At 69.2% G+C, this 21304-nt stretch carries 20 protein-coding genes; 17 read left to right on the top strand and 3 right to left on the bottom strand.

What is annotated here, in order from left to right; translation table 11 throughout:
* Positions 1-2 precede the first annotated feature (2 nt).
* The 3 genes from QTH86_RS15980 to QTH86_RS15970 form a co-directional block, all read right to left on the bottom strand.
* Positions 3-803 carry a beta-ketoacyl synthase chain length factor gene (locus tag QTH86_RS15980; RefSeq protein WP_286647184.1) on the bottom strand — a complete coding sequence of 267 codons (801 nt, stop codon included), beginning with the start codon at positions 801-803 and terminating at the stop codon, positions 3-5.
* 8 nt (positions 804-811) lie between these two features.
* Complete coding sequence (locus tag QTH86_RS15975) at positions 812-2032, bottom strand: beta-ketoacyl-[acyl-carrier-protein] synthase family protein (protein ID WP_286647183.1); 1221 nt, start codon at positions 2030-2032, stop codon at positions 812-814.
* 97 nt (positions 2033-2129) lie between these two features.
* Entirely contained in the window at positions 2130-3470 is a 1341-nt protein-coding gene (locus QTH86_RS15970) for an AmpG family muropeptide MFS transporter (protein ID WP_286647182.1), read from the bottom strand.
* Between the two features lie 37 nt (positions 3471-3507).
* Between QTH86_RS15970 and QTH86_RS15965 the strand changes: the two genes are divergently transcribed.
* The 17 genes from QTH86_RS15965 to QTH86_RS15885 all read left to right on the top strand — a co-directional run bounded on the left by QTH86_RS15965 (position 3508) and on the right by QTH86_RS15885 (position 21266).
* A complete protein-coding gene (locus tag QTH86_RS15965) occupies positions 3508-4341 on the top strand; it encodes a M48 family metallopeptidase (protein WP_286647181.1) in 834 nt (277 codons plus the stop codon).
* Between the two features lie 115 nt (positions 4342-4456).
* Positions 4457-6184: an allophanate hydrolase gene (atzF, locus tag QTH86_RS15960; RefSeq protein ID WP_444813847.1), complete on the top strand. Its 1728-nt coding sequence runs from the start codon at positions 4457-4459 to the stop codon at positions 6182-6184.
* A gap of 53 nt (positions 6185-6237) precedes the next feature.
* The gene (locus QTH86_RS15955) at positions 6238-7248 is read left to right on the top strand and encodes an ABC transporter substrate-binding protein (protein WP_286647180.1); all 1011 of its coding nucleotides are present in this window, start codon (positions 6238-6240) and stop codon (positions 7246-7248) included.
* Positions 7249-7251: 3 nt separating this feature from the next.
* Positions 7252-8088 carry an ABC transporter permease gene (locus QTH86_RS15950; protein WP_286647179.1) on the top strand — a complete coding sequence of 279 codons (837 nt, stop codon included), beginning with the start codon at positions 7252-7254 and terminating at the stop codon, positions 8086-8088.
* A gap of 4 nt (positions 8089-8092) precedes the next feature.
* A complete protein-coding gene (locus tag QTH86_RS15945; protein ID WP_286647178.1) occupies positions 8093-8914 on the top strand; it encodes an ABC transporter ATP-binding protein in 822 nt (273 codons plus the stop codon).
* Between the two features lie 23 nt (positions 8915-8937).
* Positions 8938-9144, top strand: a complete 207-nt coding sequence (locus QTH86_RS15940; protein WP_286647177.1) for a DUF4089 domain-containing protein — start codon at positions 8938-8940, stop codon at positions 9142-9144.
* Entirely contained in the window at positions 9141-10568 is a 1428-nt protein-coding gene (locus tag QTH86_RS15935) for an AtzE family amidohydrolase (RefSeq protein ID WP_286647176.1), read from the top strand. The genes QTH86_RS15940 and QTH86_RS15935 overlap by 4 nt, the downstream gene beginning before the upstream one ends.
* A gap of 70 nt (positions 10569-10638) precedes the next feature.
* Positions 10639-11670 (top strand): Bug family tripartite tricarboxylate transporter substrate binding protein, encoded by a 1032-nt coding sequence (locus QTH86_RS15930; RefSeq protein WP_286647175.1) that lies wholly within the window; start codon positions 10639-10641, stop codon positions 11668-11670.
* Between the two features lie 64 nt (positions 11671-11734).
* Positions 11735-12850, top strand: coding sequence for a BMP family ABC transporter substrate-binding protein (locus QTH86_RS15925; RefSeq protein ID WP_286647174.1), 1116 nt, complete (start codon positions 11735-11737; stop codon positions 12848-12850).
* Between the two features lie 10 nt (positions 12851-12860).
* A complete protein-coding gene (locus QTH86_RS15920) occupies positions 12861-13940 on the top strand; it encodes an ABC transporter permease (protein WP_286647173.1) in 1080 nt (359 codons plus the stop codon).
* Positions 13937-14857, top strand: a complete 921-nt coding sequence (locus QTH86_RS15915) for an ABC transporter permease (RefSeq protein WP_286647172.1) — start codon at positions 13937-13939, stop codon at positions 14855-14857. Before QTH86_RS15920 ends, QTH86_RS15915 begins: the two co-directional genes overlap by 4 nt.
* A gap of 10 nt (positions 14858-14867) precedes the next feature.
* Positions 14868-15953 (top strand): formamidase, encoded by a 1086-nt coding sequence (locus tag QTH86_RS15910; RefSeq protein WP_286647171.1) that lies wholly within the window; start codon positions 14868-14870, stop codon positions 15951-15953.
* Positions 15950-16636 (top strand): biuret amidohydrolase, encoded by a 687-nt coding sequence (biuH, locus tag QTH86_RS15905; protein WP_286647170.1) that lies wholly within the window; start codon positions 15950-15952, stop codon positions 16634-16636. The genes QTH86_RS15910 and biuH overlap by 4 nt, the downstream gene beginning before the upstream one ends.
* Positions 16637-16658: 22 nt before the next feature.
* Positions 16659-18260: an ABC transporter ATP-binding protein gene (locus QTH86_RS15900; RefSeq protein WP_286647169.1), complete on the top strand. Its 1602-nt coding sequence runs from the start codon at positions 16659-16661 to the stop codon at positions 18258-18260.
* A 364-nt stretch (positions 18261-18624) separates the two neighbouring features.
* Positions 18625-19290, top strand: coding sequence for a cysteine hydrolase family protein (locus QTH86_RS15895; protein WP_286647168.1), 666 nt, complete (start codon positions 18625-18627; stop codon positions 19288-19290).
* Between the two features lie 10 nt (positions 19291-19300).
* A complete protein-coding gene (locus QTH86_RS15890; protein WP_286647167.1) occupies positions 19301-20032 on the top strand; it encodes a GntR family transcriptional regulator in 732 nt (243 codons plus the stop codon).
* Between the two features lie 166 nt (positions 20033-20198).
* Positions 20199-21266, top strand: coding sequence for a porin (locus QTH86_RS15885; protein WP_286647166.1), 1068 nt, complete (start codon positions 20199-20201; stop codon positions 21264-21266).
* The last annotated feature ends 38 nt before the right edge of the window (positions 21267-21304 follow it).

The following is a 21304-nucleotide window of genomic DNA, read 5'->3' as shown; positions in this document are numbered from 1 at the left end:
CTTCAGCCTTGGGTGAGTTGGAGTTGCAGCGACAGGCGCGCCGACAGCGGCATCGCGAGCGTCTCGCTGCGGCCTGTCGCCAGTGCTTCGAACAGCGGCAGCGCGTCGGCCATGGCGTTGGTGGTCAGCGCCTGGGCGGCCTCCGAGCGTGGCGTGATCGGGTGCGACGGGCCGGGCAGCAGCGACCAGTCGAAGGCCGCCACGGTGTGCTCGGTGCGTTGCGGCGCGATCACCAGCGCCACCGCGAGCAGGCCGCGGCTGCGCGTGATCGACGCGAGCGCGCCCACGGCCGGCATGTCGTAGCCCACCAGCAGCACCGGCTGGTCGTCGGCCGCGCACTGCGCCGCGGCTTCGAGCAGGGCCGACGCGAAGGTGGTCTCGTAGGCGGCGACCGAATTGCTGGCCGCCATGCAGCCCACGCCGATGGTCCAGTAGCCGACCGCGGCGTTGTGCACCGAGTTGTGGAACTTGATCGGCGACAGCACCGTCGGGTCGCTGGCCAGCACGCCGCACATGTAGTCGTTGATGCCCAGGTCGCCGTGCGCCGACGCGAAGATGCAGGGCAGGTCCTTGGCGTCGCGGCCGGACGCGGCGATGGCGTTGGACGCGACCTCGAGCGCCAGCGCCACGGTGTCGGGCGCGCGGCGGCGCTCGGCCGGGGCCAGCACCTGCGGCGACGGCCGCTTGGCCGGCGGGTCGACCGGCGCGCCGGTGCCAGTGAAGGCAGCGCGGGCGATGTCCCAGCCGGGCAGCGTCGGCGCCCAGAAGGCCGGGCCTTCGATGTAGAGGGTCGGGGTCTTCACGGTCGCGTTCATGCCTGCACCCCCTTGCCGAAGACCAGCGCGCAGTTGTTGCCGCCGAAGCCGAAGGAATTGGACAGCGCCACCTTCACGTCGCCGCGCGCGGGTTCGAGCTTGATCTGCGGGCCGCAGTCGGTGTCGAGCTGCGTGGTGTTCACGGTGCCCGGCATCAGGCCGGTCTCCAGCGACAGCAGGCTGATGGCCGCCTCGACGATGCCGGCGGCACCCAGCGTGTGGCCGGTGAAGCCCTTGGTCGAGCTGGCGTGCGTGCTTTCGGGGAAGCGCCGGGTGACCAGCGCGCCCTCGACCTCGTCGTTCTTCATGCTGGCCGTGCCGTGCATGTTGATGTAGTCGACCGCATCGGTCGTGAGGCCGGCGCGGGCCAGCGCGTCGTCGAGCGCGCGCTCGGCGCCCAGGCCCTGCGGGTGCGGCGTCGACATGTGGTGCGCGTCGCTCGCCTCGCCATAGCCCAGCAAGTACAGGCCGTCGGCCTGGGTGGCCGCGGCGCGTTCCACGAGCGCAAAGCCGGCCGCCTCGCCCAGGCTGATGCCGTCGCGCGTGGCGTCGAAGGGCTTGCACGGCCGGGGCGACACCAGCTCCAGCGAATTGAAGCCGTACAGCACGCTGCCGCAGAGCGTGTCGACGCCGCCGACCACGGCCGCGTCGATCAGGCCCAGGCGGATCAGCCGTTCGGCCGACGCGAAGACCTTGCCGCTCGACGAGCAGGCGGTCGAGATCGTTTCCGACGGCCCCTCCAAGCCCAGCACGGCCTGCACGAACATGCCCAGGGAGTGCGGCGTGTGCACCAGCGGGCGGTCCTGCCCGGGCGGGAAGGCGCCCTCGGCGGTGAGCTTCGTGTAGGCGTCCTCGGTCTCGCCGATGCTCGACGTCGACGTGCCGAGGATCACCGCGATGCGCGACGGGCCGTATTTGGCGCGCGCCGCCGCCACGGCGTCCATGAAGCCGTCGGCCTGCAGGCCCATCCAGGCCAGTCGGTTGTTGCGGCAGTCCCAGGCGGCCAGGGTGTCGGGCAGGCGCACGTCTTCCACCCCCGCCACGCGGCCGATCCACGTCGTCAGGCGCGCGCCGCTGGCGGGCACCTCGCCGAAGTCATTGGCCCGCAGGCCGCTGCGTGAGGTTTCGAGGGCGTCGAGCAGCGACGCCTTGCCCACGCCGACGGCCGAAGTCGCGGTGTAGGCGCTGATCTGGAGAGGGGGGATGCGGGACGGCACGGTGGTGGAAAAATAAGTGGCGAAGCGCGAACGATGCCACAGACTAGCAGCCGGCCGCAGGTCGCCGCGTCGGCCGGCATCCCGCCATCGCAGGGTCTTAGCGCTGCCCGCGTGCCGCCAGTGCCACCAGCACCAGCACCGGCAGGCCCAGCAGCGCCGTGCCCACGAAGAAGGGGACGTAGCCGTAGGCGTCGACGAACACGCCCGAATAGCCCGCCAGGAACTTGGGCAGCAGCAGCATCAGCGAACTGAACAGCGCGTACTGCGTGGCCGAGTAGCTGATGTTCGTCAGGCTCGACAGGTAGGCGATGAAGGCGGCCGACGCGATGCCGCCGGCCAGGTTGTCGGCCGACACCACCAGCACCAGCATCGTCATGTCGTGGCCCTGGGTGGCCAGCCAGGCGAAGAGCAGGTTGCTCGCGGCGCTGAGCACCGCGCCGAGCATGAGCACCCGCATCACGCCCAGGCGCATCGACAGGATGCCGCCCACGAAGGCGCCGACCAGCGTCATCACCACGCCGAACACCTTGCTGACCGCCGCGACCTCTTCCTTGCTGAAGCCCATGTCGACGTAGAAGGGGTTGGCCATGATGCCCATCACCACGTCGCTGATGCGGTAGATGGCGATCAGCGACAGGATCAGCACCGCTTGCCACTTGTAGCGGCGGACGAAGTCGGCAAAGGGCTCGACCAGCACGTTCTTGAGCCACTCGGCCGCATTGCGTGCCCGGGGCATCACCCGCTGGGCGGGTTCGGACGACAGCAGCACCGTGATGACGCCGACCGCCATCGAGGCGGCCATCACCAGGTAGGCGGCCTTCCAGCCGGCGTTCTGGTAGCCGCTGGCGCCGGTGATCTCGGTCCACGCGGCGATCGACAGCACGCCGGCGCCGGCCCAGATCATCGCCAGGCGGTAGCCCGTCTGGTAGGCGGCGGCCAGTGCGGCCTGCTTGCGCGTCTCGGCCGATTCGATGCGGAAGGCGTCCAGCGCGATGTCCTGCGTGGCCGAGCCGAAGGCCACCAGCAGCGCACACCACACCAGCGGCGCCAGGCCGCCGCGCGGGTCGGCCAGCGCCATGCCGACCAGCCCGCCGATCACCAGCGCCTGCGCCAGCAGCAGCCAGCTGCGGCGGCGGCCCATGCGCCCGGTAAGCAGCGGGATGGGCAGCCGGTCGACCAGTGGCGCCCAGGCCCATTTGAAGGCGTACACCAGGCCGACCCAGCTCAGGTAGCCGATGTCGCTGCGCGCCACGCCGGCCTCGCGCAGCCGGAAGCTGAGCGTGCCCAGCACCAGCAGCAGCGGCAGGCCGGCCGAGAAGCCCAGGGCCAGCATGCGCAGCGTCGCGGGTTCGAGGTACACCTTGAGCGCATCGCGCCAGGACAGCGGCGCAGTAGGCGAGGGGGCGGAGGTGGCTTCGGCGGCCGAGGGTGGGGACATTGAAGGGGCAATCGGGGTGGCTGCTTATTATTCCCGCATGTGTTCACGCTGCGAGCTTTCCATCGGTCCCTGGCCAGCGCGCCGGGCGTTCCTGGCGTTGGCGGGTGCCGCTGCGGTGACGCCCGCGCTGGCGCAGGTCGAGGTGGGCAAGGCCTCGGTCGCGCGCAACCTGGTGCCGGCCGACACCATCGAGCAGGCCGGCGTGCAGCAGTACGACCAGTTGCTGCAGCAGGCGAAGGCCAAGGGCGCGCTCGCGCCCGACGGCCACCCGCAGCTGCAGCGGCTGCGCACCATTTCCGCGCGGCTCATCCCCTTCGTCGAGCCCTGGAACGCACGCGCGGCGCAGTGGAAGTGGCAGGTCAACCTGATCGGCAGCTCGCAGATCAACGCCTTCTGCCTGCCGGGCGGCAAGATCGCCTTCTACACGGGCATCCTCGACCAGCTCAAGCTCAGCGACGACGAGGTCGCGATGGTGATGGGCCACGAGATGGCGCATGCCTTGCGCGAGCACGCCCGCGCGCGCCTGGCCAAGAGCGCCGGCACCGGCGCGGCGCTGTCGATCACGGCACAGCTGCTCGGCCTGGGGCAGATGGGCGACATGGCGGCGCGCGCCGGCACGCAGTTGCTGTCGCTCAAGTTCAGCCGCGGCGACGAGACCGACGCCGACCTGGTCGGCCTCGAACTCGCGGCGCGGGCCGGCTACGACCCGCGCGCCTCGGTATCGCTCTGGAAGAAGATGGCCGCCGCTTCGAAGAACCAGGGCGGCCTGAGCTTCCTCTCGACCCACCCCAGCGGCACCGACCGCATCCGCATCCTCGAAGCCAACATCGGCAAGGTCGACGGCCTGTACCGGGCGGCGAAGCGCGGTTGAGCCCGCGCCCCATCTTTTCCTGACGCACCGAATCCAGGCTGCCGGGGCTTGCTGAGCCCCGGCAGGCGTTGGCACGCCACTTGCATCTCAACATGTACACAAGACAGGATGCTTGATGATGGTGCATGCAAGGATTTCGCAGCCGACCGATGACGGGCAAACCGCCGACCCCGGCGCCGCTGCCTGGATCACGCGGATCGACCCACCGATCGCCGCCTCTGGCGCCGCGGCCGCTGGCCCGCTGGCCGGGCTGCGCTTCGCGGTCAAGGACAACATCGACGTGGCGGGCCTGCCGACCACCGCGGCCTGCCCGGCCTTCGCTCGCGAGGCGGCGAACCACGCTCAAGTGGTGCAGCGCCTGCTCGACGCCGGTGCGGTGCTGGTCGGCAAGACCAACCTCGACCAGTTCGCCTGCGGCCTGAACGGCACGCGCTCGCCGTACGGCGCGGTCCCCAACAGCTTCGACGCGCGCTATGTGTCGGGCGGCTCCAGCTCCGGCTCGGCGCGCGTGGTGGCGACCGGCGAGGTCGACTTCTCGCTCGGCACGGACACGGCGGGCTCCGGCCGCGTGCCGGCGGGGCTCAACAACATCGTGGGCCTCAAGCCGACCAAAGGATTGATCAGCACCCGCGGCGTGGTGCCGGCGGCGCAGAGCGTCGACTGCGTGTCGATCTTCGCGCGCACCGTCGAGCTGGCGGCGCGCGTGCTGAGCGTCGCGATGGGGCATGACGCCCACGACCCGTACTCGCGCGCGCTCACGCCGATCACCGCGCCGCTGCCGCCGCGCCTGCGCATCGGCGTGCCCTCGACGCTCGAATTCTTCGGCGATGCCGAATCGGCCGCCGCCTTCGAGCGCTCGCTCGCGCAGCTCGAAGCGCTGGGCGCCACGCGCGTGCCGATCGACTACGCCCCGCTGGCCGAGGCCGCGGCGTTGCTCTACGAGAGTGCGCTGGTGGCCGAACGCTACGCGGCGGTGCGCCCGTTCTTCGATGCGCACGAGGACGAGGTGATCGAGCCGGTGCGCAGCATCCTGGCGCGCGGGCGCCAGTACAGCGCCGCCGACTTCGTCGATGCCCAGACCCGGCTGCGCGCGCTCGCGCAGCAGGCCGCACCGATGTGGCAGAACATCGACATCCTGGTGGTGCCGACCGCGCCCACGCACTACACCATCGAGGCGATGCGGGCCGATCCGGTCGCGCTGAACCAGCATCTCGGCGCGTACACCAACTTCGTCAACCTGCTCGACTACGCGGCGCTCTCGGTGCCGACCTGCCTGCGCAGCGACGGCCTGCCCTTCGGCCTGACGCTGATCGGCCCGTGCGCCAGCGACTTCCAGCTGGCCGAACTGGGTCAGCGGCTTCATCACGCCACCGGCCTCACGCTCGGCGCGACCGGCGCACCGATGCCGGCACCCGCCGCCCTGCCGCTGGTGAAGCCCGCCGCCACCGTGAAGGTGGCCGTGGTCGGCGCGCACCTGTCGGGCATGCCCCTCAACGGCCAGCTCACCGAGCGCGGCGCGACGCTGCTGCGCGAGATGCTCACCGCCCCGCAGTACCGCCTCTACGCCTTGCCCGGCACGGTGCCGCCGAAGCCCGGCATGGTGCGCGTGCCCACAGGTGGCGCCTCGCTCATCGTCGAGGTGTGGGAGATGCCCGCGACGGCCTACGGCTCCTTCGTCGCGCTCATTCCCGCGCCGTTGGGCATCGGCACGCTCACGCTGGACGACGGCAGCAGCGTGCAGGGCTTCGTCTGCGAGTCGATCGCGCTCGACGGTGCCGAGGACATCACGCACCACGGCGGCTGGCGCTCGTACATCGCCTCCCGCCAGGCCGCGCTCGCCTGAGCGCAGCAACTACCTCTTTCTTTCGCTTCCACCATCACGCAGGAGTCGGACCCATGGGATCTCAGCACACGTCAACCGCAGCGCTCAAGCCATCGCGCCGCCATGTCCTCCAGGCCGGTGCCGCCGGCCTCGCCGCGCTCGCGGCACCATCGCTGGTGCTGGCCCAGGCCACGCCCAAGATCCGCATCGGTTTCTGGCCGGTGGCCGCGGGCCTGCCTTTCTTCGCCGCCGTCGACAAGGGCTACTTCAAGGAGGCCGGCCTCGACGTTGAGCCGCTGAAGTTCGCCGGCGCGCAGCAGGTGATGGAGGCGATGCTCTCGGGCCGCTCCGACGGCAGTTCGAACGGCACCGGCTCGGCCAACCTGGCCATCGGCGAGATCGCGCAGCCCGGCCTGTTCAAGATCTTCTGCACCAACCCGAGCAACGCGAAGTTCGTGCTCGACGAGTTCATCACCGCCAAGGACAGCCCGATCAAGACGACGGCCGACCTGAAGGGCAAGAAGGTCGCCTCGGGCCCCGGCATCCAGAACGTGACGCTGTGCAAGACCATGCTCGAACGTGCCGGCGCCACCGGCGCCACGGTGAGCGAACTGCCCATCGGCCAGCACGTCGCCGCGCTGGTCGCCGGCCAGGTCGACGCCTGCTACACGCTCGAGCCGACCGGCACGGTCGGCCGCATGAACGGGACGACGCGGGTGATCGAGGCCGGCGTTGTCGCCAAGTACATCCTGGGCGATCCGATGGCCCCATGGCATGGCGGCGCCGCCAGCCTCACGACCGAGTTCATCAAGAAGAACCCCGAGGCGACGAAGAAGTTCATCGCGGCCTACGCGCGCGGCGTCGAGCTGGTGCGGACCAAGCCCGACGAGGCACGGCAATACATGAAGGGCTACACCGCCATCGAAGGCGCGCTGACCGCCGAGGTGCCCCTTGCGTCGTACATGCTCTACAACGAGTTCAAGCCGAGCGACGTCGCCTACTTCCAGAAGTTCTACGACCTGTTCACCGAGAAGGGCATCTTCGAGAAGAAGGTCCTGGTGGACGGCCTGCTCTACAAGGCCTGAGCCATGGCCGACACCAGCATCGCGCCGACCGCAGGCGCCAAGCCCTGGGCGCCGCCGGCCGGCACCGCCAGCGCCGTGCCCAAGCCGCCGGTCTGGGAAAAGCTGCTGCCCTTCATCGGGCCGGTCGTGCTCTTCATCCTCTGGGACCTCGTCGTGCGACTCGGCTTCATCAAGCCGATCCTGCTGCCGGCGCCTGCCGACACGGTGTCCACGCTGATCACCGGTCTGGCCGGCGGGCCGCTGCTCGCCGACTTCGCGGTGACCGTGTGGCGAACGCTGCAGGCCTTCCTGATCGCGGCCGTCGTCGGCGTGCCGCTGGGCGTGCTGCTGGGCAGCAACGAGAAGGCGTACCGCAGCGTCGAGTTCCTGATCGACTTCTTCCGCTCGACGCCCTCGTCGGCACTGATCCCGCTCTTCCTGATGATCTTCGGCACCTCGGACGTCAACAAGATCGCGATCGCCGCTTTCGGCGCGCTGCTGATCGTGGTGTTCAACAGCGCCTACGGCGTGATCAACGCGCGCAAGCAGCGGGTGATGGCGGCCAAGGTGATGGGGGCGACGCGCTGGCAGACCTTCCGCGACGTGCTGGTCTGGGAAAGCCTGCAACCGAGCTTCGTCGGACTGCGCTCGGCGGTCTCGATGGCGCTGGTGATCGTGATCGTCGCGGAGATGTTCATCGGCGCCGACTCGGGCCTGGGCAACCGCATCATCAATTCGCAGCAGGTGCTCAACGTCAAGAGCATGTACGCGTCCATCCTCGCGGCAGGTGCGCTGGGCTATGCGCTCAACATCCTGTTCCTTGTCGCCGAACGCAAGATCGTCCACTGGTCCGGAAGGTAACGCCATGTCCGCAGTCCTCAACGGCCCGGTGTACGCCGACGTGCCCACCCCCGCCTTCCAGCCCGGCCCGGCCGGTACGCACATCACCATCCGCGGCCTCACCAAGTACTTCGCGGGCTGGCCGTTGTACGAGAACTTCGACCTCGACATCCCCAAGCACAAGATCGTCTCGGTCTTCGGGCCGAACGGTTGCGGCAAGTCGACGCTGATCAACATGATCGCGGGGCTGATCCCCATCGACTCGGGCGAGATCCTGTTCGACGGCAAGTCGCTCAAGGACACGAAGATCGGCTACGTGTTCCAGAACTACCGCGAGGCGATGTTCCCGTGGATGCGCACCATCGACAACATCGCCTACCCGCTCAAGCTGGAAGGCCGGTCGAAGGCCGAGGTGGACCGCCGCATGGAAGAGCTGGTCGCGTCCTTCGACGTCAAGTTCGACCTCAAGCGCTTCCCCTACGAACTCTCGGGCGGGCAGCAGCAGACGGCGTCGATCATGCGGGCGCTGGCGCCCAACCCCGAGGTGCTGTTCCTGGACGAGCCCTTCTCGGCGCTCGACTTCGAGATGACGCTGTTCATCCGCGAGAAGCTGCAGGAGGTTTTCATGAAGACCGGCACCACCATGCTGCTGGTGTCGCACGACCTGGAAGAAGCCGTGTACCTGGCCGACGAGGTGCTGCTGCTGACCAAGCGACCGACCAAGGTCGCGGAGATCCTCAAGTACGACGACGCGCGACCCCGCACGCTCGAGACGCTCAGCTCGGCCAGCTTCGTCGCGATGAAGAAGCTGAGTCTGGAGATCTTCCAGCGCGAAGTGCGCCGCTGACCACGCGCACCGAAGGAGCCGCGATGACCCCCGCACAGACCGAAGCCTATGTCGACGCGGCGGCTGCCGCGCTCGGCCTGAACCTGCGGCCCGACCACCGCCCCGGCGTGCTGCGCTTCTTCGCGCTGGCCGCCGAGATGGCGGCTGTGGTGGACGCCGTGCCGCTCGAGCCGCATGCCGAATCGGCGGTGAGCTTCGTGCCGGTGGCGCCCAAGGAGGCCGAGGCATGAGCGCCGATGCACTTCTGTTGAAGGACGGCGGGGCGATGGCCGATGCCGTCCGCCGTGGCGCCGTGAGCGCAGTCGCGCTGGTGCAGGCCAGCCTCGACCGCATCGCGGGCACCGACGGCCGCGTCAACGCCTTCACCGACGTGGTGCGCGAACGCGCGTTGCGCCGCGCCGGCCAGGTCGATGCGTCGCTGGCCTCGTCAAACGGGCACCGCACCCGCGAGCTGCCGTTGCTCGGCGTGCCCTTCGCCGTGAAGAACCTCTTCGACATCGCCGGTCTGCAGACGCTGGCGGGTTCGAAGATCGAGCGCGACAGCACGCCGGCACGCAGCGACGCCGCGCTGGTGCGCCGGCTCGAAAGCGCCGGCGCGGTGCTGGTCGGCGCGCTCAACATGGACGAGTACGCCTACGGCTTCACCACCGAGAACAGCCACGTCGGTCCGGCCCACAACCCGCACGACCTGACGCGCATTGCCGGCGGCTCGTCGGGCGGTTCGGGCGCCGCGGTGGCGGCCGGCCAGGTGCCACTCACGCTGGGTTCCGACACCAATGGCTCGATCCGCGTGCCGGCCTCGCTGTGCGGCATCTTCGGGTTGAAGCCGACCTTCGGCCGGCTGCCACGCACCGGCAGCTACCCGTTCATCTCCAGCCTCGACCACCTCGGGCCCTTCGCGCGCTCGGTGCGCGACCTGGCGCTCGCGTACGACGCGATGCAGGGCCCTGAAACGCGCGCGCCGCTCGACCCGGGCTGCGCGCAGCGCGCGGTCGAGCCGACCTTGTCGCAGCTGTCGCATGGCACGCGCGGCCTGCGCATCGGCGTGCTGGGCGGCTACTTCCGCGAGCGGGCTCAGCCCGAGGCCTTGAGCGCGGTCGACCGCGTGGCCGAGGCGCTGGGCGCCAGCAAGACGGGCGAGCTGCCGATGGTCGAAGCCGGCCGGGCTGCCGCCTTCCTCATCACCAACGCCGAGGGCGCCGCGCTCCATCTGCACGACCTGCGCGAGCGTCCGCAGGACTTCGAGCCGTTGTCGCGCGACCGCTTCCTGGCCGGCGCACTGATTCCGGCGGCCTGGGTGGCGCGCGCGCAGCGTGTGCGGCGCCTCTATGCTGAGCAGGCCGCCAAGCTGTTCGAGCGCTTCGACATCCTGCTCGCGCCGTCGACGCCCTGCGCCGCAACGCCCATCGGTGCCGAATGGTTCGAGCTCAACGGCCAGCGTCTGCCGGTGCGCCCCAACATGGGGGTGCTGACCCAACCGATCTCGTGCATCGGCTTGCCGGTGTGCGCCGTTCCGGTGTGGGGCGCGCACGCCAGCCTGCCGATCGGCGTGCAGGTGATCGCAGCACCGTGGCGCGAGGACCTGGCGTTGCGCGTGGCCGCGACGCTGGAGGCCGCGGGCATCGCGCAGGCCCCCGTCGCCGCACTCGCCTGAGGCGTACGCCAGCCAATGGGCGCAGGCACACTTTATGCACACCGTCTTGTATCCAAGAAAGAACAAGCCGATGACCTTGCCGCGTTCCGCCTTCGTCGAGTCTTCCTCGTGCCGCGATGCGCTGTCGCGTCGACGCGTACTCCAGGCGGCCGCGCTCACGCCGCTGTTGGGACAGATCGGTTTCGGCATGGCGCAGCCCGCCGCGTATCCGAGCCATGCATTGAAGATGGTCATCCCCTTTCCGGCCGGGGGTGCGACGGACTACGCGGGACGTGCCATCGGCACCGCGCTGGCGACCACGTGGAAGCAGCCAGTGGTCTTCGAGAACCGCGTCGGTGCGGGCTCGACCATCGGCACCGAAGCCGGCGCCAAGAGCGCCCCCGACGGCTACACGCTGGTGATGGGCATCCCGGCCGGCGTGACCATCGCGCCGCACATCTACCCCAAGCTGGGCTACGACCCGATCAAGGACCTGGTGCCGGTGGCCGGCTTCGCCACGTCGCCGCTGGTGGTCGTGGTGCCGATCGACTCGCCCTTCAAGACCTTCCCTGACCTCATCGCCTTCGCCAAGGCGCACCCGGGTGAACTGAGCTACGCGTCCAACGGCAGCGGCTCGCTGCCGCACCTCACGGCCGAGTGGTTCCTGTCCGAGGCCAAGCTGAAGATGACGCACGTGCCCTACCGGGGCAGCGCGCAGGCTTTGCCCGACCTGATCGCCGGGCGAACGCAGGTGATGTTCGACATCATCGTGTCGGCCCTGCCGCTGATCGAAGGCGGCAAGCTGCGCGTGCTGGCCGTCACGGGCGCCAAACCGACCACGCGCTTGCCCGGCGTGCCGACCGTCGCGAGCTTCGGCTACCCGGGCTTCGCGGCCGACCAGTGGTACGGCCTCTTCGTGCCGGCCGGCACGCCCGACGCGGCGGTTCGCAAGGTCGAGGCCGACGTGCAGGCGGCCACCGCCGACCCGCGGCTGCGCGGCCAGATGTGGCAGCGCGGTGCCGAGATCCAGTACCTGCCGGCCAAGGCGCTGTCGGAGGCCGTGCGCACCGACTCGCAGCGCTGGGCCGTCATCGCCAAAGCCACCGGCGCGCGCGCCGAGTAGGCCTGTCGCACCGCCCGCGTTTTCTCTGCAAGACCCATCCGTTCATTCCTACCGGAGCCCACCCATGAGCCAGATCAATCGCCGCGACTCCCTCAAATCCATCGCCGCGCTCGGCGCCGCCGGCACGCTGGGCGGCTGGAGCGCGCTCGCCAGCGCACAGGCCAAGCCGCTGACCGTCGGCGTGATCTACGTCGGCCCGCGCGACGACTACGGCTACAACCAGGCGCACGCGCAGGCCGCGGCCGAAGTCAAGAAGATGCCCGGCGTGAAGGTGGTCGAGGAAGAGAACGTGCCTGAGACCGCAGCGGTGCAGAAGACCATGACCGGCATGATCTCGCAGGACGGCGCCAAGCTGCTGTTCCCCACGTCCTTCGGCTACTTCGACCCGCACATCCTGGCGCTCGCGCCGAAGAACCCCGACGTGCGCTTCTCGCATTGCGGCGGCATGTGGACCGAAGGCAAGCACCCGAAGAACGTCGGCAGCTTCTTCGGCTACATCGACGAGTGCCAGTACTTGAACGGCGTGATCGCCGCGCACATGACGAAGAGCAACAAGATCGCCTTCGTCGCGGCCAAGCCCATTCCTCAGGTGCTGCGCAACATCAACGCCTTCACGCTGGGCGCGCGCTCGGTCAAGCCCGGCATCACCTGCAGCGTGATCTTCACCGGTGACTGGTCGATGGCGGTGAAGGAGGCCGAGGCTACCAACAGCCTGGCCGACCAGGGCTGCGACGTCTTCACGATGCACGTCGACGGGCCGAAGGTCGTCGTCGAGACGGCGGCCAAGCGCGGCAAGATGGTCTGCGGCTACCACGCGAGCCAGGCCAAGCTGGCACCGCAGGCCTACCTGACGGGCGCCGAATGGAACTGGCTCACCGCGTACAAGACCATCATCGACGCGGCCCAGGCCGGCAAGCCGCACCCCAACTTCCTGCGCGGTGGCCTCAAGGAAGGCTACGTGAAGATGTCCGCCTACGGCCCGGCCGTGACCGACGCTGCCAAGAAGCAGGCCGACGGCGTCAAGGCCCAGATGATCGCGGGCACCTTCGACATCTTCAAGGACGGCATCAAGGACAACAAGGGCGCGGTCGTGGTGCCGGCCGGCAAGTCGCTCAAGCAGACCGACCTCGAGCTCGAGAAGATGAACTACCTGGTCGAAGGCGTTCTCGGTTCCATCTGAGCGCACGGCCATGCGCAACGCGCTGAAGGAAATCGCCCTGCCGGCCTTCGCCATCGCGGCGGCGCTGCTCGTGTTCGGGGTGCTCGTGTGGTTCGCCGGCGTGAGCCCGGTGGACGTGTGGGTCACGCTCTTCAAGGGCGCCTTCGGCGACTGGTTCTCGTGGCAGAACACACTGCAGCGCGCCGCGCCGCTGATGCTCACCGCGCTGTGCGTGGCGATCCCGGCGCGCGCGGGGCTGGTCATCATCGGCGGCGAGGGTGCGGTGGTGCTCGGCGGGCTGGCCTGCGCCGCCTTGCCCTATGCCATTCCGCTGCCCGGCAACATCGTCGGCACGGTCGCCATCTGCTTCGCCGGTGCGGTGGTGGGCGCGCTGTGGATCATGTTGGCGGGGTGGCTGCGCCAGTACCGCGGCATCAACGAAACCATCAGCAGCCTGCTGCTGGCCTACATCGCCATCGGCATCTTCAAGCACCTGGTCGAAGGCGCGCTGCGCGACCCGGCCAGCCTGAACAAGCCGTCGACGCGCTCGCTGCCCGACGGGCTCGGCATCGGCGGCATCGCGGGGTCGGACGTGCACTGGGGCCTGGTCATCGGCATCGTGGCCTGCGTCGGCCTCGGGCTGTGGCTGCGCGCGACTGCATCGGGCTTCTCGATCCGCGTGGTGGGCGGCAACCCGCGCACGGCGCAACTGGTCGGCCTTCCGGCCACGCAGCTCATCCTGGCGGCCTGCGGTGTGGGCGGTGCCTGCGCCGGCGTGGCGGGCGCGGTCGAGGTGGCGGCGGTGCACACCAACGCCAATGCCTCGATCATCGCGGGCTATGGCTACGCGGGCATCCTGGTGTCCTTCATCGCGCGGCACAACCCCATCGCGATCATCCCGGTCGCCATCCTGTTCGGCGGCTTCGGCGCGGCCGGCAGCCTGCTGCAACGGCGGCTCGGCCTGCCCGATGCGTCGGTGCTGGTGCTGCAGGGCATCGCCTTCGTGCTCATCCTCGCGAGCGAGGGCCTGCGGATGATCGACTGGAAGACGCTGCTGAAGAACCGCATGCCGCGCGCGGTGCAACCCAAGCTGGTCAAGGAGAGCACATGACGGCCGACCAATGGATCGCGCTGGTGGCCGGCATCGTCGGCGGTGCATTGCGCGTGGGCGCCCCCTTCCTGTTCGTGAGCCTGGGCGAATGCCTCACCGAGAAGTCGGGTCGCATCAACCTCGGCCTCGAAGGCGTGCTGGTGCTGTCGGCCATGGCGGCCTTCGGCGGCGCCTACCTCACCGACTCGGCTTGGCTCGGCGTACTGATCGGTGCCGCCGCCGGCGCCGTGCTCGCACTGCTGCACGGCCTGCTGTGCTCGCTCGACCGCGTGAACGACGTGGCCACCGGCATCGCGCTGATGCTGCTGGGCACCGGGCTCGCGTTCTACCTGGGCAAGCCGCTGATCCAGCCACAGGCGCCGCAGCTGCCGGCCATTCCGCTGGGCTTCTGGAGCGACAACACGGTGGTGCAGTCGGCGCTCCAGGTCAATGCGCTGGTGCCCGTCGGCATCGTGCTGGCCGGCCTGATGTACTGGGGCTTCGCGCGCACCCGCGCCGGCCTGCTCGTGCGCATGGCGGGCGATTCGGCGAACGCGACACGCGCGCTCGGGTATTCGGTGTCGGGCATCCGCGTCGCGGCGACAACGGCCGGCGGCTTCATCGCCGGCCTCGGCGGCGCGTCGCTCACGCTGTTCTATCCGGGCAGCTGGAACGAAGGCATCTCCAGCGGGCAGGGCCTGATCGCGGTGGCGCTGGTGATCTTCGCGCGCTGGAGCCCGCTGCGCTGCGTCGGCGCGGCCTTTCTCTTCGGCGGCGCGGGCGCCATCGGCCCGGCGTTGCAGTCGATCGGTGTCGGCTGGGGCTACCACCTGTTCAACACCGTTCCCTACGTGCTGACGCTGGTGATTCTGGTACTCACGTGCAAGCCGGGCAGTGTCGCCATCGGCAGCCCTGGCGAGCTGTCATCCACACGTTGAGGAACATCCCATGAGCGGTTTCGGTGGTTTGAACAAATCGGAAAACGGCGTCGTCATCGGCCTGGTGCAGTGCCAGCTGCCGGTGGTGCGCACGACGGAGGAACTGGCGGCGCAGACGCGTCGCATCGTCGAGCTGGTCGGCAAGGCGCGGCGCAACCAGGGCACGATGGACCTCGTCGTGTTCCCGGAGTATTCGCTGCACGGCCTGTCGATGGACACCTCGCCCGAGATCATGTGCACGCTCGACGGGCCCGAGGTCGCGGCCTTCCGCAAGGCCTGCATCGACAACACCATCTGGGGCTGCTTCTCGATCATGGAAGCCAACCCCGGCGGCAACCCGTACAACAGCGGGCTCGTCATCGACGACATGGGTGCGATCCGCCTGTACTACCGCAAGATGCATCCGTGGGTGCCGGTCGAGCCGTGGGAGCCGGGCAACCTGGGCATCCCGGTGTGCGACGGCCCCAACGGCAGCAAGCTCGCGCTCATCATCTGCCACGACGGCATGCTGCCCGAGATGGCGCGCGAGGCCGCGTACAAGGGCGCCGAGATCATCCTCCGCACCGCCGGCTACACCGCGCCGATCCGGCACGCCTGGAAGATCACCAACCAGGCCAACGCCTTCTGCAACCTGGCCTACACCGCGAGCGTGTGCATGTGCGGCAGCGACGGCACCTTCGACTCGATGGGCGAGGGCATGTTCTGCAGCTTCGACGGCACCGTGATGGTCGAGGGCGGCGGCCGCGTCGACGAGATCATCACCTGCGAGCTGCGGCCCGACCTGGTGCGCGAAGCCCGCACCGGCTGGGGCGTGGAGAACAACATCTACCAGCTCTACCACCGTGGCTACGTGGCGGTGAAGGGCGGTGCGCAGGACTTTCCGTACACCTACATGCAGGACATGGCGTCGGGCCAGTACAAGCTGCCGTGGAGCGACCAGGTGAAGGTGGTCGATGGCACGTCCTGCGGCTTCACGGCGCCGCTGCGCGCGTACAAGGGCCCCGAATCGCACCCGCTGGTGCCGCAGGTGCCCCGGACCGTGCCCGACATCCCCGAACAACCCGACTCCTCGCACCGCAAGGCCACCGGCGCATGACGACCGTCTCCGCCCAACCCTACGCCTGGCCCTACAACGGCGACCTGCGTCCTGAGAACACGGCACTCATCGTGATCGACATGCAGACCGACTTCTGCGGCCAAGGCGGCTATGTCGATGTGATGGGCTACGACCTGTCGCTGGTGCAGGCGCCGATCGAGCCGATCCGGAAGACGATGGCGCACCTGCGCGAAGGGGGCTTCCACATCATCCACACGCGCGAAGGCCACCGGCCCGACCTGGCCGACCTGCCGGCCAACAAGCGCTGGCGCTCGCGCCAGATCGGCGCCAACGGCGTGGGCATCGGCGACGACGGGCCGTGCGGGCGCATCCTGGTGCGCGGCGAGCCGGGCTGGGAGATCATTCCCACGCTGGCGCCGTTGCCCGACGAGGTGGTGATCGACAAGCCGGGCAAGGGATCGTTCTATGCGACCGACCTCGAACTGATCCTGCGCACACGCGGCATTGAGAACCTGATCCTCACCGGCATCACGACCGACGTGTGCGTGCACACGACCATGCGCGATGCGAACGACCGCGGCTTCGAATGCCTGCTGCTGTCGGACTGCACGGCCGCGACCGACCACGGTAACCACCTCGCGGCGCTGAAGATGATCACGATGCAGGGCGGCGTGTTCGGTGCGCATGCCGACTCCGAAGCGCTGCTGGCCGCCCTGGCCTGAGCCCCATGCAAGGACCGAGTCCATGAACGCCGTCGCCACGCCCATCGGTGCTTTGCCCGCCGCCACCGGCGCGCTGGCGCTCGACACCTACCAGCTCACCAAGCGCTTCGGCGCCTTCACCGCGATGGACAGCGTGACGATGCATGTCGAGCCCGGCACGGTGCACGCGCTGCTCGGTGAGAACGGCGCAGGCAAGAGCACGCTGGTCAAGTGCGTGGCCGGCTTCCAGCGCGCGGAGGAGGGCAGCATCCTGATCGACGGGCGCGAGCAGGACATCGCCAACCCCATCGTCGCGCGCGCGCTGGGCATCGGCATGGTCTACCAGCACTTCACGCTGGCGCCCGGCATGACGGTGGCGGAGAACCTGCTGCTGGCCGGCGGCAAGACGCCCGCGCTGATCGACTGGAAGAAGAAGCGCGCCGAGCTCGAAGCATTCCTCGCGACCACGCCGTTCCGCCTCGACCTCGACGTAACGCCCGCGTCGCTGGCCGCCGGCGAGAAGCAGAAGCTCGAACTGCTCAAGCAGTTATACCTGCGCCCGCGCCTCTTGATCCTCGACGAGCCGACCTCGGTGCTCACGCCGCAGGAGGCCGACGAGGTGCTGGGCCATGTGCGCGATTTCGCGAAGAGCGGCCTGTGCACCGTGCTCATCATCACGCACAAGTTCCGCGAAGTGATGGCCTACGCCGACGGCGTGACGGTGCTGCGCCGCGGCAAGGCGGTGCACCACTGCCAGGTGGCCGCCACCACGCCGGCACTGCTGGCCGCGGCCATGATGGGCGAGGGCGTACAGGCGCCTGCCGAAGACGGCGCACCCGTGGCGGCCGCAGTGACCGGCCGTGCGCTGCACACCATGAAGGCGGTAGCTGCTGATGCGCCGGTCGCGTTGAACGTCGATCGCCTGCAGGCCATGGGCGACCGCGGCACGCTGGCCGTGCACGACCTCAGCCTGTCGGTGAAGGCGGGGGAGATCCTCGGTGTGGCCGGTGTGTCGGGCAATGGCCAGCGCGAACTGGTCGAGGCGCTCGTCGGCCAGCGCGCGCGCTTGTCGGGCCAGGTCACGGTGATGGGCCAGCCCTATGCCGCGACCCGCAGCGAGAACCGCGAACTCAAGGTGCGCAGCCTGCCCGAGGAGCCCTTGCGCAACGCCTGCGTCGGCGACCTGAGCGTGGCCGAGAACATGGCGCTGCGTGACTTCGACCAGGTGCCGCTCGCGCGCGGCGGGCTGCTCAACTTCCCGACATGGCGCAGCCGTGCCCGCGAATGGATCGCCGAGTACGGCGTGAAGACGCAGGGCGAGGGCGCACCGATTCGCAGCCTGTCGGGCGGCAACGTGCAGCGTGCCGTGCTGGCGCGCGAGCTGGCGGGCGACATCAACGTGCTGATCGCCGCCAACCCGGTGTTCGGCCTCGACTTCGCTGCGGTCGCGGAAATCCATTCGCGCATCGTGCAGGTGCGGGAGAAGGGCGGGGCGGTGCTGCTGATCAGCGAAGACCTCGACGAGCTGCTGGAGCTGTCGGACCGCATCGTGGTGATGAGCGAGGGGCGGGTGGTGTTCGAGACGCCGGCGGCGACGGCGGAGCGACATGAGCTGGGGGCGCATATGGGGGGAGGGCATCATTGATGTCTTCTTGTTCGTTCGCTTGGCTTGCGGAGGGCGCCCGGCAGGCGGTGCGGGCCGGCCGACCCCGGTGCGCCGGCCGCTTCGCGGCTGCCCTGCGGTGCTCGCGCCATCGGCTGCGTCGCAGAACTCGCTGCGCTCACTTCGTTCTCTGCGCTCAAACAGCTGCGACGAGTCAGTGGTTGAAGCGCGCTGCGCGCGCAGCCGATGGCGCTGCGCGCCTCGGCGACGCACAGGGGATCGCCCGGCCCGCACCGCCTGCCGGGCTTGGGGTGGCGCAATCGCCGCGCTCGCCGGGGAAAGATCACAACGATCGCGCCCACCGACGCTCCCCGCACCACACAACGAACGCACGCTGAGACAACCCATGCGCATAGCCCAAGCCCAACCCTTCCCCTACGACTTCGACCTGCAGAAGACCGCACTGGTCCTCATCGACATGCAGCGCGACTTCATCGAGCCCGGTGGCTTCGGTGAGACCTTGGGCAACGACGTGTCGCTGCTCGAGGCCATCGTTCCCACGACGAAGGTGGTGCTGCAGTCGTGGCGCGCCGCCGGCGGCCTGGTGGTGCACACGCGCGAGGCGCACCAACCCGATCTGTCGGACTGCCCACCGGCCAAGCTGAACCGAGGCAACCCGACCTTGCGCATCGGCGACGAAGGGCCGATGGGGCGCATCCTCGTGCGGGGAGAGCCAGGCAACCAGATCATCGACGCGCTCGCGCCCATCGCCGGTGAATGGGTCATCGACAAGCCGGGCAAGGGCATGTTCTATGCGACCGGGCTGCACGAGAAGCTGCAGGCGCGCGGCATCACGCACCTGCTGTTCGGCGGCGTGACGACCGAGGTGTGCGTCCAGACCAGCATGCGCGAGGCCAACGACCGCGGCTACGACGGCCTGCTGCTCGAAGACTGCACCGAGAGCTACTTCCCCGCCTTCAAGGCGGCCGCCATCGAGATGATCCGCGCGCAGGGCGCCATCGTCGGATGGACGGCGCCGAGCGCTCAGTTGCTGGCCGCGCTCAAGGGCTAACATCGACCCCGTGTCCGTCCTCGCTCCCACCTCGACTCCCGAACCCGACGCCGCCGTGTTTCGCACGCGCGCGGACGAGGTCTACGCGCAGCTCAAGCGCGACATCTCCGAATTCAAGCTCGTCCCCGGCGACCGTTTCACCGAGAACGAAATCAGCGAGCGCCTGGGCGTCTCGCGCACGCCGGTGCGGCAGGCGTTGTTCCGGCTGCAGCAGGAGGGCTTCGTCGAGGTGCTGTTCCGCAGCGGCTGGCGCGTGCTGCCCTTCGACTTCGATCAGTTCGAGCAGTTCTACGACCTGCGCATGATCCTGGAGACGACGGCCGTGCACCGCCTCTGCGAAACCGATCGCCATGTCGACCGCGGCATGCTCGATGCGCTCGCGGGCATCTGGCTCGTGCCGGCCGCGCAGCGCAGTAGCGACACCGTGCAGGTCGGCCTGTGGGACGAAGAGTTCCACTGCGCCCTGGTGGCCGCGGCCGGCAATGCCGAGATGGCCCGCGTGCACCGCGACGTGACCGATCGCATCCGCATCATTCGACGGCTCGACTTCACCAAACAGCCGCGCATCGACGCCACCTACGACGAGCACGCGAAGATCCTCAAGGCCGTGCGCGCCAACCGCGGCGACCAGGCCGCGATGCTGCTGCGTGCGCACATCGAGACCAGCCAGGCCGAGGTGCGCAAGATCACGCTGCACCAGGTGCACCTCGCGCGTCGTAGCGGACAAAGCAGCAGCCGGTAAGCGGCGCCGGCAATCACCCACGGGAACGTGCGGGCTTCCCAGGGGTGTCACAGAGTGTTTTTCTAATGGGTGACGGCGCCCCGCATGACGCGGCGCCCGCCGGCAAGCGATGGGGTCCATGCCTTCTTCGCGCCGGTGATCCCTCATCCTCGAAGAGATCCTCTCCATGAAAAAGACACTCGTCGCCGTTGCGGCACTGACCGCCGCAGCGGGCGCATTCGCCCAGTCCACCGTCACCCTCTTCGGCGTACTCGACACCTCCGTCGCCCACATCTCCAGCGGCAACAGCAAGGTCACCGGCCTGGCCAGCGGCGGCGTGTCCAGCAGCCGCCTGGGCTTCCGTGGCACCGAAGACCTGGGCGGCGGTCTCGCGGCCGGCTTCTGGCTCGAAGGTGGCCTTGCCGTCGACAACGGCAACAGCAGCGGCTACGCCTTCGAACGTCGCTCGACCGTAAGCCTCTCGAGCAACGCCATCGGCGAACTGCGCCTGGGCCGCGACAAGGCGCCCGCGTACCTGAACATCGAAACCTTCGACCCCTTCGGCGACGTCGGTGTCGGCGGCGTGAACGGTTCCAACCTCGTCGGCAGCGCCACGTCGGCCGCCGGCACGGCCGAAGGCAGCGCGCCCAAGCGTGCCAGCAACAGCATCAACTACCTGCTGCCGGCCACGCTGGGCGGCTTCTACGGCCAGGTGCAGTACGCCTTCGGCGAACAGATCAAGTCGCCGGGCGTCACCAACGACACACTGCGCAACAGCATGGGCTTTCGCCTCGGCTACGGCGCGGGCCCATTGAACGTGGCGCTGGGCTACGGCCAGGTGCGCGGCGGCACGACGACGACCGAGATCGACTACCGCGCGACCAACGTCGGCGCGTCGTACAACTTCGGCTTCGTCAAGCCGATGGTGTTGATCGCATCGGAACGCGGCAACGGCCGCAAGGTCGAGCTGTACGAAGTCGGCGCGACCGTGCCCGTGGGTGCCGGCGAAATCCGCGCGGCCTACAGCATGTACAAGCGCAAGGACATCTCGGACGCCGACTCGAACCGCTTCGCGCTCGGCTACGGCTACAACCTGTCCAAGCGCACCCAGCTCTATGCGACGGTCGCACGGGTCGACAACGACGACCGCGCCAACCGCGGCCTCACCGTGTCGTCGTCCTCGCTGGCCAGCCCGACCATCGCGGCCGGCCGCAACGTGACGGGCTACGAGTTCGGCATCCGCCACAGCTTCTGATCGACGCTTCAGCCGGGCACCGCGGACCACTCGGCGCC

It is taken from the genome of Variovorax sp. J2L1-78, assembly GCF_030317205.1.
Taxonomy (GTDB): domain Bacteria; phylum Pseudomonadota; class Gammaproteobacteria; order Burkholderiales; family Burkholderiaceae_C; genus Variovorax; species Variovorax arabinosiphilus.
This window is presented reverse-complemented; position numbering and strand designations above follow the sequence as displayed.

Excerpts from the sequence above, each read along its gene's own strand:
- QTH86_RS15970 (WP_286647182.1), bottom strand. The coding sequence starts at position 3,470 with ATGTCCCCACCCTCGGCCGCCGAAGCCACCTCCGCCCCCTCGCCTACT.
- QTH86_RS15965 (WP_286647181.1), top strand. The coding sequence starts at position 3,508 with ATGTGTTCACGCTGCGAGCTTTCCATCGGTCCCTGGCCAGCGCGCCGG.
- atzF (WP_444813847.1), top strand. The coding sequence starts at position 4,457 with ATGATGGTGCATGCAAGGATTTCGCAGCCGACCGATGACGGGCAAACC.
- QTH86_RS15955 (WP_286647180.1), top strand. The coding sequence starts at position 6,238 with ATGGGATCTCAGCACACGTCAACCGCAGCGCTCAAGCCATCGCGCCGC.
- QTH86_RS15950 (WP_286647179.1), top strand. The coding sequence starts at position 7,252 with ATGGCCGACACCAGCATCGCGCCGACCGCAGGCGCCAAGCCCTGGGCG.
- QTH86_RS15945 (WP_286647178.1), top strand. The coding sequence starts at position 8,093 with ATGTCCGCAGTCCTCAACGGCCCGGTGTACGCCGACGTGCCCACCCCC.
- QTH86_RS15940 (WP_286647177.1), top strand. The coding sequence starts at position 8,938 with ATGACCCCCGCACAGACCGAAGCCTATGTCGACGCGGCGGCTGCCGCG.
- QTH86_RS15935 (WP_286647176.1), top strand. The coding sequence starts at position 9,141 with ATGAGCGCCGATGCACTTCTGTTGAAGGACGGCGGGGCGATGGCCGAT.
- QTH86_RS15930 (WP_286647175.1), top strand. The coding sequence starts at position 10,639 with ATGACCTTGCCGCGTTCCGCCTTCGTCGAGTCTTCCTCGTGCCGCGAT.
- QTH86_RS15925 (WP_286647174.1), top strand. The coding sequence starts at position 11,735 with ATGAGCCAGATCAATCGCCGCGACTCCCTCAAATCCATCGCCGCGCTC.
- QTH86_RS15920 (WP_286647173.1), top strand. The coding sequence starts at position 12,861 with ATGCGCAACGCGCTGAAGGAAATCGCCCTGCCGGCCTTCGCCATCGCG.
- QTH86_RS15915 (WP_286647172.1), top strand. The coding sequence starts at position 13,937 with ATGACGGCCGACCAATGGATCGCGCTGGTGGCCGGCATCGTCGGCGGT.
- QTH86_RS15910 (WP_286647171.1), top strand. The coding sequence starts at position 14,868 with ATGAGCGGTTTCGGTGGTTTGAACAAATCGGAAAACGGCGTCGTCATC.
- biuH (WP_286647170.1), top strand. The coding sequence starts at position 15,950 with ATGACGACCGTCTCCGCCCAACCCTACGCCTGGCCCTACAACGGCGAC.
- QTH86_RS15900 (WP_286647169.1), top strand. The coding sequence starts at position 16,659 with ATGAACGCCGTCGCCACGCCCATCGGTGCTTTGCCCGCCGCCACCGGC.
- QTH86_RS15895 (WP_286647168.1), top strand. The coding sequence starts at position 18,625 with ATGCGCATAGCCCAAGCCCAACCCTTCCCCTACGACTTCGACCTGCAG.
- QTH86_RS15885 (WP_286647166.1), top strand. The coding sequence starts at position 20,199 with ATGAAAAAGACACTCGTCGCCGTTGCGGCACTGACCGCCGCAGCGGGC.